The sequence below is a fragment of the Marinobacterium sp. NO-S09 genome, from assembly GCF_059179545.1.
The window spans coordinates 3,542,729-3,558,994 of the sequence record NZ_CP168954.1 but is presented as its reverse complement, the minus strand read 5'-3'; the positions used below and the strand labels follow the sequence as shown (position 1 = coordinate 3,558,994).

At 58.0% G+C, this 16,266-nt stretch carries 11 protein-coding genes; 2 read left to right on the top strand and 9 right to left on the bottom strand.

Translation table 11 applies throughout. The features are described 5' to 3' along the window. Positions 1–174: 174 nt before the first annotated feature. On the top strand, positions 175–3,804 hold the full coding sequence (putA, locus tag O3C79_RS16400) for a bifunctional proline dehydrogenase/L-glutamate gamma-semialdehyde dehydrogenase PutA (RefSeq protein ID WP_494383965.1): 3,630 nt from the start codon (positions 175–177) through the stop codon (positions 3,802–3,804). A gap of 73 nt (positions 3,805–3,877) precedes the next feature. Here the strand turns inward: putA and O3C79_RS16395 are convergent, their stop codons facing one another. The 9 genes from O3C79_RS16395 to urtA all read right to left on the bottom strand — a co-directional run bounded on the left by O3C79_RS16395 (position 3,878) and on the right by urtA (position 12,643). Next, positions 3,878–4,252 carry an FmdB family zinc ribbon protein gene (locus O3C79_RS16395; protein ID WP_010323234.1) on the bottom strand — a complete coding sequence of 125 codons (375 nt, stop codon included), beginning with the start codon at positions 4,250–4,252 and terminating at the stop codon, positions 3,878–3,880. A 10-nt stretch (positions 4,253–4,262) separates the two neighbouring features. Further along, entirely contained in the window at positions 4,263–5,495 is a 1,233-nt protein-coding gene (fmdA, locus tag O3C79_RS16390) for a formamidase (RefSeq protein WP_010323235.1), read from the bottom strand. A gap of 2 nt (positions 5,496–5,497) precedes the next feature. Next, positions 5,498–6,658, bottom strand: a complete 1,161-nt coding sequence (locus O3C79_RS16385; RefSeq protein WP_494383964.1) for an AAA family ATPase — start codon at positions 6,656–6,658, stop codon at positions 5,498–5,500. A gap of 23 nt (positions 6,659–6,681) precedes the next feature. Continuing rightward, positions 6,682–7,725 carry an aliphatic amidase gene (locus O3C79_RS16380; RefSeq protein ID WP_494383963.1) on the bottom strand — a complete coding sequence of 348 codons (1,044 nt, stop codon included), beginning with the start codon at positions 7,723–7,725 and terminating at the stop codon, positions 6,682–6,684. 18 nt (positions 7,726–7,743) lie between these two features. Next, positions 7,744–8,433 carry an urea ABC transporter ATP-binding subunit UrtE gene (gene urtE / locus O3C79_RS16375; protein WP_076460606.1) on the bottom strand — a complete coding sequence of 230 codons (690 nt, stop codon included), beginning with the start codon at positions 8,431–8,433 and terminating at the stop codon, positions 7,744–7,746. 10 nt (positions 8,434–8,443) lie between these two features. After that, complete coding sequence (urtD, locus tag O3C79_RS16370; RefSeq protein WP_175611955.1) at positions 8,444–9,187, bottom strand: urea ABC transporter ATP-binding protein UrtD; 744 nt, start codon at positions 9,185–9,187, stop codon at positions 8,444–8,446. Between the two features lie 10 nt (positions 9,188–9,197). Further along, the gene (gene urtC / locus O3C79_RS16365; protein ID WP_494383962.1) at positions 9,198–10,367 is read right to left on the bottom strand and encodes an urea ABC transporter permease subunit UrtC; all 1,170 of its coding nucleotides are present in this window, start codon (positions 10,365–10,367) and stop codon (positions 9,198–9,200) included. Positions 10,368–10,377: 10 nt separating this feature from the next. Beyond that, positions 10,378–11,304: an urea ABC transporter permease subunit UrtB gene (urtB, locus tag O3C79_RS16360; RefSeq protein ID WP_494383961.1), complete on the bottom strand. Its 927-nt coding sequence runs from the start codon at positions 11,302–11,304 to the stop codon at positions 10,378–10,380. Between the two features lie 79 nt (positions 11,305–11,383). Further along, positions 11,384–12,643: an urea ABC transporter substrate-binding protein gene (gene urtA, locus O3C79_RS16355; RefSeq protein WP_494383960.1), complete on the bottom strand. Its 1,260-nt coding sequence runs from the start codon at positions 12,641–12,643 to the stop codon at positions 11,384–11,386. A gap of 286 nt (positions 12,644–12,929) precedes the next feature. Between urtA and O3C79_RS16350 the strand changes: the two genes are divergently transcribed. After that, positions 12,930–16,265, top strand: coding sequence for an ATP-binding protein (locus O3C79_RS16350; protein WP_494383959.1), 3,336 nt, complete (start codon positions 12,930–12,932; stop codon positions 16,263–16,265). The last annotated feature ends 1 nt before the right edge of the window (position 16,266 follow it).

Genomic DNA, 16,266 nt, shown 5'->3' with positions numbered 1-16,266 from the left:
CGCTTGAAGGTGGCTTCTAGGCAAAATCTCTATTTATCTCTGATTCGTAGTCTATGTTTAAAAAAAATGAATAGATTATGAATCTATGGCGCAGTTATGCAGGGCTAATATAGGAAAATTGGTAATGCGTAGCTGTGTAGAATGAGCCAAAAGCTTACTGTAGAGGAGAATAAAATGGCCCAACAACAGCGAACTGAATCCCTGTCATTGGACACATGCCGTCAGGCGGTGCAAGAGCACTATCTGGCCGATGAGTACCAGGTTATTAGTGGCCTGATCGCCTCTGCAGAGCTATCGAAACAGGTTCGTCAGGCGATTTCTGCCCGCGCGGCGGAGCTGGTACGCAAGGTGCGTGACAACTCCAAGCCGACCATGATGGAAAAATTCCTGGCGGAATACGGCCTCACCACCAAAGAAGGCGTGGCCCTGATGTGTCTGGCCGAAGCCCTGCTGCGTGTGCCCGATAACATCACCATCCATGACCTGATCGAAGACAAGATCGCCTCTGGCAAGTGGTCTGATCACCGCGGCAAGGCCAAGTCTTCCCTGATCAACACCACCACCTGGGGCTTGATGGTCGCCGGCAAGCTGATCAGCCCGTCTGACCAGAAAAACCTGATGGAAACCCTGCGTGGCCTGGCCAAGCGTATGGGCGAGCCGATGATCCGTACCGTTGCCCACCAGGCAATGAAAGAGATGGGCCGTCAGTTCGTACTGGGCCGTACCATCGATGAAGCCCAGACCCGTGCCAAGAAGTACGAAGCCAAGGGCTACACCTACTCTTACGACATGCTGGGCGAAGCGGCGCGTACCGACGCCGATGCCGAGCGTTACAAGCGTGACTACGCCAGCGCCATCAGCGCCCTGGCAGACAACTGCAAGCATGCGGATATCCGTGACAACCCCGGTATCTCCGTGAAGCTGTCGGCGCTGCATGCACGCTATGAATTTGGTCAGCGCGACCGCGTCATGAGCGAACTGGTGCCGCGAGCACTGGAGCTGGCCAAGCAGGCCAAGCGCGCCAACATGGGCTTCAACATCGACGCGGAAGAAGCGGATCGTCTGGACCTGTCACTGGATGTGATCGAAGCGATTCTGTCTGACCCTGAACTGGCCGGCTGGGATGGTTTCGGCGTGGTTGTTCAGGCGTTCGGCAAGCGTGCCGCACACGTGCTGGACTGGCTTTACGCCCTGGCTCAGAAACTGGACCGTCGCATCATGGTACGTCTGGTAAAAGGCGCCTACTGGGATGCCGAGATCAAGCGTGCCCAGGTCATGGGCCTGAATGGTTTCCCGGTGTTCACCCGCAAAGCCTGCAGTGACGTATCTTACCTGGTCTGCGCCGAGAAGCTGCTGGGCATGACTGATCGCATCTACCCGCAGTTTGCGACCCATAACGCACACTCCGTATCCGCCATCATGGAACTGGCCAAGGGACGTGACTGCTTCGAATTCCAGCGCCTGCACGGCATGGGTGAATCCCTGCACGAAGCGGTGATGGAAGAAGGCAACGGCCGCTGCCGTATCTATGCACCGGTGGGTGCGCACCAGGACCTGCTGGCTTACCTGGTTCGCCGCCTGCTGGAAAACGGTGCCAACAGCTCCTTCGTTAACCAGATTGTGGATACCCGCATCACGCCGGAGCAGATCGCGGAAGACCCGATTGATCAGGTTGAGGCCTTCGGTACCGAAATTTCCAGCAAGGCGATTGTGCGTCCTGAGCGCATCTTCGGCGAAGACCGTGACAACTCACGGGGCTGGGATATCACCGACCCGGTAGAAGTTGAGTTTATGGAACAGGCACGCGGTGCTTTCCGTCAGCAGACCTGGGCCGGTGGTCCGGTACTGGCGGGCGAAGTGCTGGGTAACGAAGTACTGGAAGTGCGTAACCCGGCTGATCCGACCGATCTGGTAGGTCAGGTAACCCAGGCGTCTGTTGCTGATGTTGATCAGGCCATTGCCGCTGCACAGCAGGGCTTCACCGCCTGGTCTGCGCTGTCTGCTGAAGAACGCGCCGAGCGCATTGCCCGCGTGGGTGATCTGTATGAAGCCAACACCCATGAGTTGTTTGCACTGGCTACTCGTGAAGCCGGTAAAACACTGCTGGACGGTATTGCAGAAGTGCGTGAGGCGGTGGATTTTGCCCGTTACTACGCCACTGAAGGTGTGCGCATTGCCGAGGAAGGTGAAGCCCGTGGTGTGATCACCTGTATCTCGCCGTGGAACTTCCCGCTGGCAATCTTCACCGGCCAGATTCTGGCTGCGCTGGCGGCCGGTAACACCGTACTGGCCAAGCCGGCAGAAACCACCTCGCTGATGGCGACACGCGCTGTCGAGCTGATGCACGAAGCCGGTATTCCCAAGGAAGCGGTTCAGCTGCTGCCGGGCCAGGGCTCTATCGTGGGTGCTGCGCTGACCTCTGATCCGCGTATCGCCGGTGTCTGCTTCACCGGTTCCACCGCAACCGCTCAGCGTATCAACAAGGTGATGGCGGAAAACCTGGACCCCAATGCGCCGCTGGTGGCAGAAACCGGTGGTCTGAACGCCATGATCGTGGACTCCACGGCACTGCCGGAGCAGGTGGTACGTGATGTGCTGGCGTCCTCCTTCCAGAGTGCCGGTCAGCGCTGTTCTGCACTGCGTGTGCTCTATGTGCAGAAGGATATCGCCGATCACCTGTTGGAAATGCTGTTCGGTGCCATGGATGAACTGAGCGTGGGTAACCCTTGGTTGCTGTCCACCGATGTGGGCCCGGTTATCGACAAGAATGCTCAGGCCGGTATCCAGGCGCACTGTGACAAGTTTGAAAGCATGGGCCGTGTACTGAAGAAACTGGACGTTCCGTCTGAAGGTACCTTTGTGGCACCGACCGTGATTCGTCTGAACGGCATTGAAGAACTGGACGAAGAGATCTTTGGCCCGGTTCTGCATGTGGTGACATTCGAAGCCAGCGAACTGGATCAGGTGGTGGATGCGATCAATGCCAAGGGCTTTGGTCTGACGTTCGGCCTGCACACCCGTGTGGATAACCGCGTTGAACGCATCATCAAGCGTATCAAAGTGGGTAACGCCTACGTCAACCGTAACCAGATCGGTGCGATCGTTGGCTCCCAGCCGTTTGGTGGCGAAGGCCTGTCCGGCACCGGCCCGAAAGCGGGTGGTCCGCACTACGTGCGTCGCTTCAAAACAGCCGCGGCTCCTCAGCTGTCTGCAGACGCAAGCGCTGCCGCCATCAGTGCCGGCTCGCTGGTAACCGCGCTGGACACGCTGGAAGCGGTTGCAGTACTGGCGCCGGAAGCCCGTGCTACTGAACTGCAGCGCCTGTTTAACGATGTGCCGGCACCGATGGATGCCGAGCCCGAGTTCATGCCGGGCCCGACCGGTGAGTTGAACCGTTTGAGCAACTGCGCACGTGGTCTGGTGCTCTGCCTGGGTCCAGACAAGGCTTCTGCACTGGAACAGGCCAAGGTGGCGCTGTCTCAGGGTAACAAGGTTGTTGTGATCGCACCGGGTGTTGAGCCCGCGTTGGCGGCTGCCATGCAGGCAGGTCTGCCGGTGGTGGCCATTGATGGCCTGCTGCAGGCTGAAGCACTGAGCAGTGTTGACGGCTTTGAAGCCGTCGCCAGCGCCGGTGATGAAGAGCTGCTGCGTGCCTACCGCAAGGCGCTGGCCGTTCGCACGGGGGCGCTGCTGCCGGTGATCACCGAGTACACTCTGCCGGAGCGTTTTGTGATCGAACGTCACCTCTGTGTGGATACTACTGCTGCCGGTGGTAACGCCAGCCTGATCGCGGCTTCCGAGTAAGCGGATAGAAACTGAAAAGGCCTGGCCCGCTTTGCGGACCAGGCCTTTTTTGTGCCTTCACGACAGTCACAGATCAGTGACTGATCATCCAGGGCCGCATGGAGGGAAAGAATTTCTCGCCGTTGGCGGTGTAGAACAGGTTGCTTTTACGCTTGTTCGAATTACAGCCACAGCCCTTGTGGTCGTGGGCGGCGCGGGCTTCCTTCTCGGCTTCCCGTTCTCTGAACTGCGTGGCAGTCAAAATTGCCGGCCCTTCCTTGGACTTTTCGTGACGTTCCATCGCTTCGCGTTTTTCTTTCAGCATGGCCAACATCTGTGGCGGGAGCACCACCACCCGCGGCGCTTGCGTGCCGCAGGTGGGACAAGCGCAGGGCTTGTCGTGCTCTGCCATGGTTGCCAGCTCGGAGAAAACACCATGCTCGGGGCATTTGTAATCGTAGAGTGGCATAGCAGTCTCCTTACTTCAGGTCAGGTGCAAGCGGGATATCGACGCTGCCATCGAGCATTTTCTTCGGTCCATCGGCGTTGGGTTTAACGTCGAAGTCAAAGATATCCGTGGGCAGCCACAGGGTGGCGCAGGCGTTTGGAATATCCACCACACCACTGATATGACCCTGCACCGGCGCACAACCCAGGATGGCGTAGCCCTGTGCCGGTGAGTAGCCGAATTTCTCCAGGTAGTTGATGGCATTCAGACAGGCCTGCTTGTAGGCCAGGCTTGTATCCAGATAGTGCTGCTTGCCGCTGTCGTCGACAGAGATACCCTCGAAGATCATGTAATCGTCGTACTTGGGTACCATCGGGCTGGGTTTGAAGATCGGGTTCTTGATGGCATATTTTTCCATGCCGCCCTTGATCAGGTTTACACGCAGGTGAATCCAGCCCGCCATCTCGATTGCGCCACAGAAGGTGATCTCACCGTCACCCTGGCTGAAGTGCAGGTCGCCTACTGACAGGCCGGCACCGTCCACATATACCGGGAAGTACACTTTGGCACCACGGGTCAGGTCCTTGATGTCACAGTTACCGCCGTGTTCACGGGGCGGAACGGTACGGGCACCTTCGGCTGCAGCCTTGTCACGATCATCGCCTTTCATGCGGCCCATGTGGGCGGTTTCGCCATACGGCAGGCAGGCCAGCGCCGGTTCGCGCTCGGGGTCGGTGTCGAACAGCTCTTTCTCACGGCTGTTCCACTGGTTGAGCATGTCCTCGGAGGGCAGGCAGCCGATCAGGCCCGGGTGCAGTATACCGGCGAACTCAACGCCCGGTACGTGGCGGGATTTGGTGAACATGCCGTTGAAGTCCCAGATCGATTTCTGTGCGTTCGGGAATTCATCGGTGAGGAAGCCGCCGCCGTTCTTCTTGGAGAAGAAGCCGTTAAAGCCCCACTGCTGGTCGGCGAAGGTGCCGATATCGAGAATATCCACTTCCAGCAGGTCGCCCGGTTCGGCGCCTTCCACTGCTACAGGACCGGACAGGAAGTGCACCTGGGTCAGGTCAACGTCGCGTACATCGGAGGCATCGTCATTGTTCTCGATCTGTCCGCCGGTCCAGTCGAAACACTCGATAATGAAGTCATCACCGGGTTTGACCTTGGCAACCATCGGAATATCCGGGTGCCAGCGGTTATGCACATTGTCATGTTCATAGGCGGACTTGTTCAGATCGATTTTGATGATGGTATCGGTCATGGCTACATCTCCTGTGCAGTCCCCTGAGGGCTGCGATCTTTGGGTAAAGTATGAGAAGTGGGTTCGTCAGGAACCCGTTTGAACAAGATCTGACCATCGACGGCATTGCCGCGCAGAATGGTCAGAGGGGGCGTGCTCGTTGTCGCCGGTATGGAAGCCGGCAAATTCAGCAGGCAATCGGCCAGGGGCTGCATCACCCGTTGGCGGAAATTGCGGCGAATGGCGCGGGCGCCGAATTCGGCATCGAAGCCCAGTTCGCACAGCAAGCTGATGGCGCCTGCGGCCAGCTGCACTTCGATGCCTTTGCGTTTGAGTAAGCGGTTAGTGCGTTCCAGCTCCAGTTGCACGATGGTTTCCAGGTGCTCGCCGGAGAGCGATTCGAACAGTTCGATGCGGTCGATACGGTTGAGAAATTCGGGGTCGAAGCGCTCATGCAGAGCATTTTCGATCAGGGCCGAGCGTGAGTGTCCTGGCGGGCGCAGACGGCTCAGGAGGCGGTGGTGCCAATGGCCCCGGGTTCGGCGCTGAGCGGCCATCCAGGCTTTTGAACCGACGTTGCTGGTCATGAAGATCAGGCAGTTACTGAAATCCAGTTCCCGGTTGCCGGACGCCAGTTTCAGCTTGCCAGTATCCAGCACGTTCATCAGTGCGCGTGCCACATCGTTGCTGGCTTTCTCAATCTCGTCGAAGAGCACAATGCCGGGGCGATCAAAGCTGCCCTTGATCAGGTCCTCATTAAATAGCGTGGTGCCTTCCTTGCTGCCCACATAGCCCGGAGGCGCGCCGGTGACGGCAGCGCTGTAATGGCTTTGTGACAAGGTGTTCATATCCAGGCGACAGAAACTGTCGGCGGTGCCGTGAATGGCCTGGGCCAGCAGGCGTACGATCTCGGTCTTGCCCACGCCGGTGTCACCAATAAACAGTGTCACATACAGCGGGCGGTCGGGGTCGCACAGATCGGCTTTAACAATGCGCAGTTGAGCGCCGAGGGCTTCAATGATCTCACGTTGGCCTGCCAGGCGCTGTTTCAGCAGATCCGTAATGGCGTCAGGATCAAAGCGGAAGCGGGATTGCAGAGCAGGGGTATGAACCGCGCCCGCAGCTGGCCCGGTAACACGGCTGTGGTTGCGGTTTTGTTCGAGCAGATCATTGATGAAAGGCATGGGACTCTCCTTGCAAGCAGGCCTTAGCCTGCCTCCCATTCGCGCTCAGCCACCGGCAGATCACCCACCGGACACTCGGCAACACCAATGGTGTCCCTTGTCATGGCTTCCACCTGGGCTTGGGTACGCTCCGCGTCCATTACCCAACTTCGGTAAAATTCGAACGGGCAATCGGCTACGCCCTTGTCACCATCCCCGGAGGCATGAATACCAGCGTAGCCACGATGTAGCAGTTTGAACAGGTGATTTTGGGATTGGTCATTTTTGCGTGCATCGCGGATCTGGCTCAGTGACAGCTGGGCATACTGCACGCCCATCTCTTCTTCGCCGCATTCACCCAGGGTGCGGCCATCGAAGCCGACAATGGCGGAGTGGCCGAAGTAGGAGTAGACGCCATCAAAACCGGCTGCATTGGCAACGGCAACATAGGTGTTGTTGGCCCAGGCCATGGACTTGGACATCATCACCTGCTGTTCCTTGGCCGGGTACATGTAGCCCTGGCAGCGCACAATCAACTCGGCGCCTCGCATGGCGCAGTCGCGCCAGATCTCGGGATAGTTGCCGTCATCGCAGATGATCAGGCTCAGCTTCATACCCTTGGGGCCTTCGCTGACGTAGGTGCGATCACCGGGGTACCAGCCTTCAATGGGGCACCAGGGCAGGCACTTGCGGTACTTCTGCACAATCTCGCCCTGGTTGTTGATCAGCACCAGAGTGTTGTAGGGCGCCTTGGCCGGATGTTCTTCGTGCCGCTCGCCGGTGAGGGAGAACACACCCCAGGTGTCGGCCTGGCGGCAGGCTTCAGAAAAGATGGCGGTTTCATCACCGGGAATGGTTGTGGCGGTTGCCATCATTTCGTCGTGGTCGTACATGATCCCCATGGTGCTGTACTCGGGGAAGATGATCAGATCCATGCCGGGCAGGCCCTGTTTGATCCCCTGAATCATGTCGGCGATTTTGCGTGCGTTATCGAGTACTTCGCCCTTGGTGTGCAGGCGAGGCATCTTGTAGTTCACGACGGCAACGCCGACCGTGTCATCACTGCTGGAAATATCACCGTGTCGCATGGTGTTTCTCCTCTTTGATCAAACAGACAGATAACGGGTGATGGTGGCTTCGTCGGCCTCGGCCACCGGGACGTCATGGACGATGTTGCCTTTCTCGATCACCAGAATGCGGTCGGCCACATCCAGCGCGAAGCTGAGCACCTGCTCCGACACCAGGATCGACAGGCCATGCTCATCACGGATTTTGCGCAGGGTGCGTGCCATCTCGCGGATGATGGAAGGCTGGATACCTTCGGTGGGCTCATCCAGCAGCAACAGCTTGGGATTGCTGGCCAGGGCGCGGGCGATGGCCAGCTGCTGTTGCTGACCACCGGACAGGTTGCCGCCGCGTCGATGCTTCATCTCCTCCAGCACCGGAAACAGCGTGTAGAGGTGCTCTGGAATGGTGCTGGAACCGGTGCTGGTCAGGCCGGTGCGGATGTTCTCTTCCACTGTCATGGTGGAGAAAATCATGCGGCCCTGAGGCACAAAGCCGACGCCAGCCGCCACGCGCTGATGGCTTTTCAGGCCGGCCAGTTCGGTGTCGTTGAGCTGGGCCGACCCGCCGCTGGAGGGAATCATGCCGATCAGGGATTTCATCAGCGTGGTTTTGCCCATGCCGTTGCGGCCCAGAATGGCCACGATTTCGTTGTCGCCCAGGTTCAGATCCATGTCGTTGATGACACGGCTCTGGCCGTAGGCCACGTTGTACTCGGATACATTGAGCATGGCTGTCTCCTTAATGGCCCAGATAGACTTCAACCACTTTGGGGTCGTTTTTGACGTGCTCCAGCGTACCTTCGGACAGCATCTTGCCCTGATGCAGTACGGTGACGCGGTGGGCAATATCCTCGACGAACTGCATGTCGTGCTCGATCACCAGTACCGAGCGGTCCTGGGTGATGCGATTGAGCAGCTCGGCGGTTTTCTTGCGTTCGGCCACGGACATGCCGGCGACAGGCTCGTCCAGCATCAGCAAGGCAGGGTCCTGGATCAGCAGCATGCCGATCTCAAGCCATTGTTTCTGGCCGTGACTGAGCAGATCGGCGCGCTGGTCCAGCTGGTCATCGAGGAAGATGATTTCGGCGATCTCCTGCACCTTGGCCATCACCTCCGCATCACGGCGGAAGGCGAGGGCGCCGAACACACCGTGTCCGCGGGGGAAGGACAGCTCCAGGTTTTCGAACACGGTCAGGTCTTCATAGATCGACGGGTTCTGGAACTTGCGGCCGACACCGGCGTGAACGATCTGGTGCTCCTTCATTTTGGTCAGTTCCTTGTTGCGGAACTTGATGGAGCCTTCCGTGGTTTTGGTGCGACCGCAGATCAGGTCGAGTACCGTGGTCTTACCGGCCCCGTTGGGGCCGATAATCACGCGGATTTCACCTTCGTCGACGTAGAAGGACAGGTCGTTCACCGCCTTGAAGCCATCAAAGGAAACGGTCAGGCCTTCCACTGCGAGTACAAAATCCTGCTGAGACATGATGGGCTCCTTATGACTGGCTAACCGCACGGGTGTTGGTGTCGAGACTGTCCACGTCATCCTGCTCCGGTTGGGGCGTTGGCAGCGGTGCCGGGGCTTCCGACTTGCGGGACGCCAGCAGGCGGTCTTTCAGGCTTTCCACCAGGCCGGCCAGGCCGTTGGGGAAGGCCAGAACCACACCGATAAACAGGGCACCCATAGCGAATAGCCAGAGTTCCGGGAAGGCTTCGGACATGGTGGTTTTGGCAGCGTTGACGATCAGGGCGCCGTAGACCGCACCGATAATCGACAGGCGTCCGCCGAGGGCACAGAAGATCACCATTTCGATGGAAGGTACGATGCCGACCAGTGTGGGTGACATGAAGCCCACCTGCAGGGTGAACATGGCACCGCCGATAGCGGAAAGCATGGCGGCGAAGCAGAACACGAAGATCTTGAAGTTGGACACGTCGTAGCCGGAGAAGCGGACGCGGTCTTCGCGATCACGAATCGCCACCAGCAGTCGACCCAGCTTGCTCTTGAGCACAAAGTGCGACAGCAGCAGGCAGGCAAAGAGCACGGCGACGCAGACGAAGTAGAGAACGTATTTGGCTTCGTCGGTGCGGATATCCCAGCCCAGCAGGGTACGCAGATCGGTGATGCCGTTCACGCCACCGGTGTAGCCCTGCTGACCGATGATCAGAATGGTCAGGATGGCGGCCACCGCCTGAGTGATAATGGCGAAGTAGACGCCACCCACGCGGCGTTTGAACATGGCTACCCCGATCAGATAGGCAAACAGCGGTGCCACAAACAGGATCGCCAGAATGGTAAAGGTGAGAGAGTGGAACGGCTCCCAGAACCAGGGCAGGGCAGTGAGCTGGTTCCAGTCCATGAAGTCGGGGATACCCGGGGTGGACTGAATCGCCGTGGCTTCAGGTGACGAAGACTCAAGCTTCAGGAACATGGCCATGGCGTAGCCGCCCAGGCCAAAGAACACCCCCTGTCCGAGGCTGAGAATACCGCCGTAGCCCCAGCACAGGACCAGGCCCATGGCGACGAAGGCGTAGCTGAGATACTTGCCGACCAGATTGAGGCGGAAGATATCCATGCTTAGCGGCAGGATGACGACCAGCAGGATAGCCAGCAGGCCGTAGTTGATCAGATCCCGACGCTTGAAGAAATGATTGGATGCAAACATGAGCGTCTCCTTAGCGACGGATCTTCAGAGCAAACAGACCCTGCGGACGCAGCATCAGGATGCCGACGACCACCAGCAGCGTGAGGACTTTCGCCATTGAGCCGCTGAGGAAGAATTCCATGGTGGACTGTGCCTGGGAGATGGTGAACGCGGAGGCGATGGTGCCCAGCAGGCTGGATGCGCCGCCAAATACGACCACCAGGAAGGTGTCGACGATATACAGCTGACCGGAGGTCGGGCCGGTGGAGCCGATCATGGTGAAAGCGCTGCCGGCAACACCGGCAATGCCGCAGCCAAGGGCGAAGGTCATGCGGTCCACCTTCTCGGTGTTGATGCCCACGGCACCGGCCATTGGGCGGTTTTGTACCACCGCACGCACCTGGCCACCCCAGTTGGAGCGGTACATCAGGTAGTAAACGGCTGCGGCAATCGCCAGCGTAAGTACCATCACGAACAGGCCGTTGATCGGGATATCCACCATATCGGACATGGGCACGGACCCCATCAGCCAATCCGGCAGGGTTACACCCACTTCACGGGCGCCAAAGATGGAGCGGTAGCACTGCTGCAGGATGAGGCTCAGGCCCCAGGTTGCCAGCAGGGTATCCAAAGGACGGTGGTAGAGACGCCGTATTAATGCCCATTCCACAAGCGCCCCGAGGGCACCGGCGGCGATGAAGGCAAACACCATGGCGAAGATAAAATAGGAGCCGTACAGGCTGGGCAGGTAGTCGGCAAAAATGTGGGACGTAATATAGGTCATGTAGGCACCGAGTATCATGAACTCGCCGTGCGCCATGTTAATCACGCCCATCTGTCCGAAGATGATGGCCAGGCCGAGTGCCATCAGGACGAAGATCGAGAACAGGCTCAATCCTGCGAATCCTTGCATGGCGAAGATGGCCAACAACTCGGAAGAGGTGTAATCAGCAAACATGATGACAGCCCTCTAGCTATTCAGGGAAGGTAGCGCGTGGATCAGGGGCGAGGCCCGTTGCCGGGCCCCGCATCAGGACTTACTGGTAACCGGCCGGGAAGGGATCCGGCTCGATCAGGTCGTCGGTTTCGAAGACAACCTTGTACTGGCCGTCAGGCTGGGCCTGGCCGATACGGGTACGGGACCAGAGGTGGTGGTTCTCATGCACACGCACATAGCCTTCCGGTGCCGTATTCAGCTCGATACCCGGTGTAGCGGCACGGACCTTGTCAATGTCGAAGGAACCGGCTTTCTCAACCGCAGCTTTCCACAGCCAGGGGCCGAGGTAGGCGGCCTGGGTGACGTCACCGATCACGATGTCGTCGCCATAGGCGGCCTTGAAGGCATCAACAAACCCTTTGTTGTTGTCGTTTGGCAGGCTCTGGAAGTACTTCATGGAGGCGTAGATGCCGTCGATGTTCTCGCCACCGATACCCAGAATTTCATCCTCGGTAACGGAGATGGTCAGGAACAACGGCTTCTCCTTGCCCATGTCGATACCGGCGGCTTTCAGCTGCTTGTAGAAGGCCACGTTGGAACCACCCACAACCGAGATAAATACGACATCCGGCTTTTTCAGTTTGATCTTGTTGATCACGGAGTTGAACTGGGTGTGGCCCAGCGGGTAGTACTCCTCGCCCACCACTTTCATGCCCTTCATTTCGATGTGCTTGCGGGCAATCTTGTTGGAGGTACGAGGCCAGATATAGTCAGACCCCAGCAGGTAGAAGCTCTTGGCGCCTTTCTCCTTGGTTACCCAGTCCAGACCCGCGAGGATCTGCTGGGTCGCTTCCTGGCCGGTGTAGACCACGTTGGGTGACTGCTCCAGACCTTCATAGAAAGTGGGGTAATAGAGCATGCCGTTGTACTGTTCGAAGACTGGCAGTACCGCTTTACGCGAGGCGGAGGTCCAGCAGCCGAAGACCGCCGCAACCTTGTCGTTGACCAGCAGCTTCTTGGCTTTTTCGGCGAAGGTCGGCCAGTCACTGGCGCCATCTTCCTGTACGTATTCGATCTTGCGACCCAGTACACCGCCCATGGCGTTGATCTGGTCGATCGCCAGCTTTTCAGCCTGTACTGAGCCGGTCTCACTTATGGCCATGGTGCCGGTGATGGAGTGCAGAACGCCGACCTTGACGGTGTCTTCGGTCACGGCCAGACCCGTGGTGTTCACCTCGGCGGCGTTCGCCAGCTGAATACTGCTGCTCAAAAGGGCGGCGGCAGGCAGAGCCATCAGGCCCTTCATCAATCTACGGCGCATGGGCGAGTGTTTCTTGGCAACGCGGTCACTCTTTCGCATGGTTGTTCTCCTGGGTTATTGACTCGAATTTGAGCTTCAGGGTGGATGTCAGTATCAGGAGAGGGCAGGCGAAAAAACATTCGGAAAATGCTCCAAAGGGCATACGTCATTTACCCCATGGTGCAGTGCGGAAAACTGCGTAAGTATCGGGGTACATAAATTGCATAGGGAGTGCAGGATTGTGTACCAGACGGCGAGGGCAGCCCGAATCTGAGTGGCTATGCCCCGATAGGGTGCGCAGTTGGTCTTCAGGCGCTCTCAAGACTGCAGTATGGGGCTATGACCGATGACCATTCGTCAGCAAATATTCACTACCCGGCGCCAGTACAACAAGTGGGTTGCCAACCAGACGCTGGAAGACTATTCACTGCGTTTTACTGCCAAGCAGGCGCGGCGCTGGTCGTTATCCCGTGTCGCCAATACGGCGCTTGGTGGTATCTCCTTTCTGGCGCTGGAAGCCATCGGCGGAGCCCTCACACTCAGCTACGGGTTCGAGCATGCACTGATAGCCACACTGTTGGTTGCCGTGCTGATCGTGGCCACGGCCGCTCCCATCAGTTATTACGCTGCCCGCTACGGGGTTGATATCGACCTGCTCACCCGCGGGGCCGGATTCGGCTATATCGGCTCAACGCTGACATCGCTGATTTATGCCTCTTTTACTTTTATATTTCTGGCGCTGGAAGCGGCCATTATGGCCAAGGCACTGGAGCTGATTTTTGATGTGCCCCTGTCGTTGGGGTACTTTCTCAGTGCGGTGGTGGTCATTCCCATGGTGACCTACGGCTTCACCTTTATCAGCCGTTTCCAGATGTTCAGTCAGCCCCTGTGGATTGCGCTCCAGTTATTGCCGTTCCTGGTGATTCTGTTCAGTGGTGAAAGCTACGTGGAGGAATGGACTGCCTATAAAGGCAGCTTGCAAGAAAGTGGCGGGCTTGATTGGGTGCTGCTGGGAGCGGCGGCAACGGTTGTCATGTCACTGCTGGCGCAGATCGGTGAGCAGGTGGACTTCCTGCGCTTCATGCCCAAACAGACACCGGAGAATCGTATGCGCTGGCTGGGTGCTGTCATGCTGGGAGGCCCCGGCTGGGTGATTCCGGGTACTCTGAAAATACTGGCCGGCTCCTTTCTGGCAGTGGTTGTGCTCAATAATGGCGGCAGCCTGGCAGATGCTTCCGAGCCCAATATGATGTACCTCACCGCCTTTGGTCACTTGACCGGGACTGCGGAGCTGGCACTTTTACTGGCCGGGGTGTTTGTTATCCTGTCGCAGGTGAAAATCAACCTGACCAACGCCTATGCCGGCTCCCTGGCCTGGTCCAACTTCTTCTCCCGCCTGACACATACGCATCCCGGTCGAGTGGTCTGGCTCGTCTTCAATGTGATCATTGCCTGGTTGCTCATGGAGCTGGGGATCTACGAAGCTTTTGCCAGCATTCTCGGGGTGTTTGCCATTCTGGTTGCGGCCTGGGTGGGTTCGCTGGTGGCAGACCTGGTTATCAACAAGCCGCTGGGGCTGAGCCCGCCGGGGATAGAGTTCAAGCGTGCGCACCTTTATGACATCAACCCGGTGGGTGTGGGCTCCATGACCCTGTCGTCACTGGTCGGCCTGCTGGCCATGGTGAATCAGGACTATCCACTGGTGCAGGCCTGGGCGCCTTTTATAACACTGGGGCTGACGCTGCTGCTGGCGCCACTGATTGCGATGCTGACACGCAGCCGCTATTACATTGCCCGCGATCCCATTGCCGCCTCCGACTCTGAATGCTCCATTTGTGAACACAGCTTCGAGCTGGATGACATGACCTACTGCCCGCTCTATGGCAGCAATATCTGTTCGTTGTGCTGCTCGCTGGATGCACGCTGTAACGATGGCTGCAAAGATAAAAGCCGTTTCAGTGACCAGTTGTCAGCCTTATTGCATGTCTTGCTGCCCTCCGGCATGTTGCAGGGAGCCAGCTCGCGAACCGGGTATTTTCTCGGCTTGATGCTGGTGTTCAACATCATTGTTGGTGCATTTCTGGCACTCATTTATTTCCAGATGGTGGGCTCGGACGTGGGCAGTGCCGAGCTGGTCGGCACGGTCCTCTGGAAAGTCTTTTTCCTGCTGCAGATCGTGATTGGCGTTGCGGCCTGGCTGTTTCTGCTTGCCTATGAGAGCCGTGTGATGGCGCAAAACGAGAGCCAGCAGCAGACTGAACGTTTAATGGCCGAGATTCAGGCGCACGAACTGACCGACCGAGAGTTGCAGGAAGCCAAGGAGCTGGCGGAAGCGGCCAGCCTGGCGAAAAGCCGCTATCTGACCGGCATCAGCCATGAGCTGCGCACGCCGCTGAATGCGGTCCTTGGTTATGCCCAGCTGCTGGATGTGGCGGCTGACATTCCAACTCAGCGCCGCCCCGCCATCAATGTGATCAAACGCAGCAGTGAGCACCTGGCCAACCTGATTGAAGAACTGCTGGATATATCCCGTATTGAGGCCGGCCGGCTGGAGTTGAACCGCAATGAGGTCGGGTTGGTCAGCTTTATGGAACAGCTGGTGTACATGTTCCGGCTGCAGGCAGAAGCCAAGGGCATTTCCTTCGATTACACCCGCCAACAACGTATACCGGAGTTTGTCGCCACGGATGAAAAACGGCTGCGCCAGATTCTGATCAACCTGCTCTCCAATGCCATCAAGTTCACTGACCATGGAGGTGTTTCCCTGAGCCTGACCTACCGCAACGAAGTGGCGGAGTTTGTTATCAGCGATACCGGCATAGGCATTGCCGAAGATGATCTGGAACGGATTTTTAAGCCCTTTGAACGTGTTACTCAGGGGCGGCCGGGCACCGGGCTGGGGCTGACGATCACACGTCTGCTGACCGACATTATGGGCGGCGATCTGCAGTATGAAAGCGTGCCGGGCAAGGGTACCCGCTTCAAACTGATGCTGATGATGTCTAGCCTGAGCCGGCCAACACCGATACCGGTCAATGATATCTGGCAGGGCGGTTATGAGGGGCGCCGGCGCACTATCATGGTGGTGGATGATGATCCGACCCACCGCGATCTGATTCGTGACATTCTGCACCCGGTCGGTTTCAACGTTATCGCGGTGCCGGATGGACACAGCTGCCTGGAACTCTGCCAGCAGGACCTTCCCGATCTGTTTGTACTGGATGTCTCCATGCCGGGTATGAACGGCTGGACCCTGCTTGATGCACTGCGAGATCGCAATTATCAGGTGCCGGTGGTGATGCTGTCGGCGGACGCTACCGAATGGGCGCAAAGCACGGAACAGCATCGCTTTGATCATTATCTGGTCAAGCCGGTACGGGTTGCAGAGCTGCTGGAGCAAGTGGGCAGCCTGCTGCGATTACAGTGGAAAACACGACAGAGCTCTGGAGTCGTTTCCGGAGTCAGCGAAACAGCCATGGACCGGCCAGCACTTGATACGACGCGTTTGCAGCAGTTCGTCGATCAAGGGTTTTTGGAAGGGATCAAACATGAAGTTGACCGGTTGTCGGCCGAGGCAGGTATCTCGACCGATGAGCAGGCGCAATTGCAGGCGCTGGTCGGCAACTTCAATTTCAATGGCGTACTTGAGCGTTTGCAGGCGTACGCAGGAAATAATGGTTGAT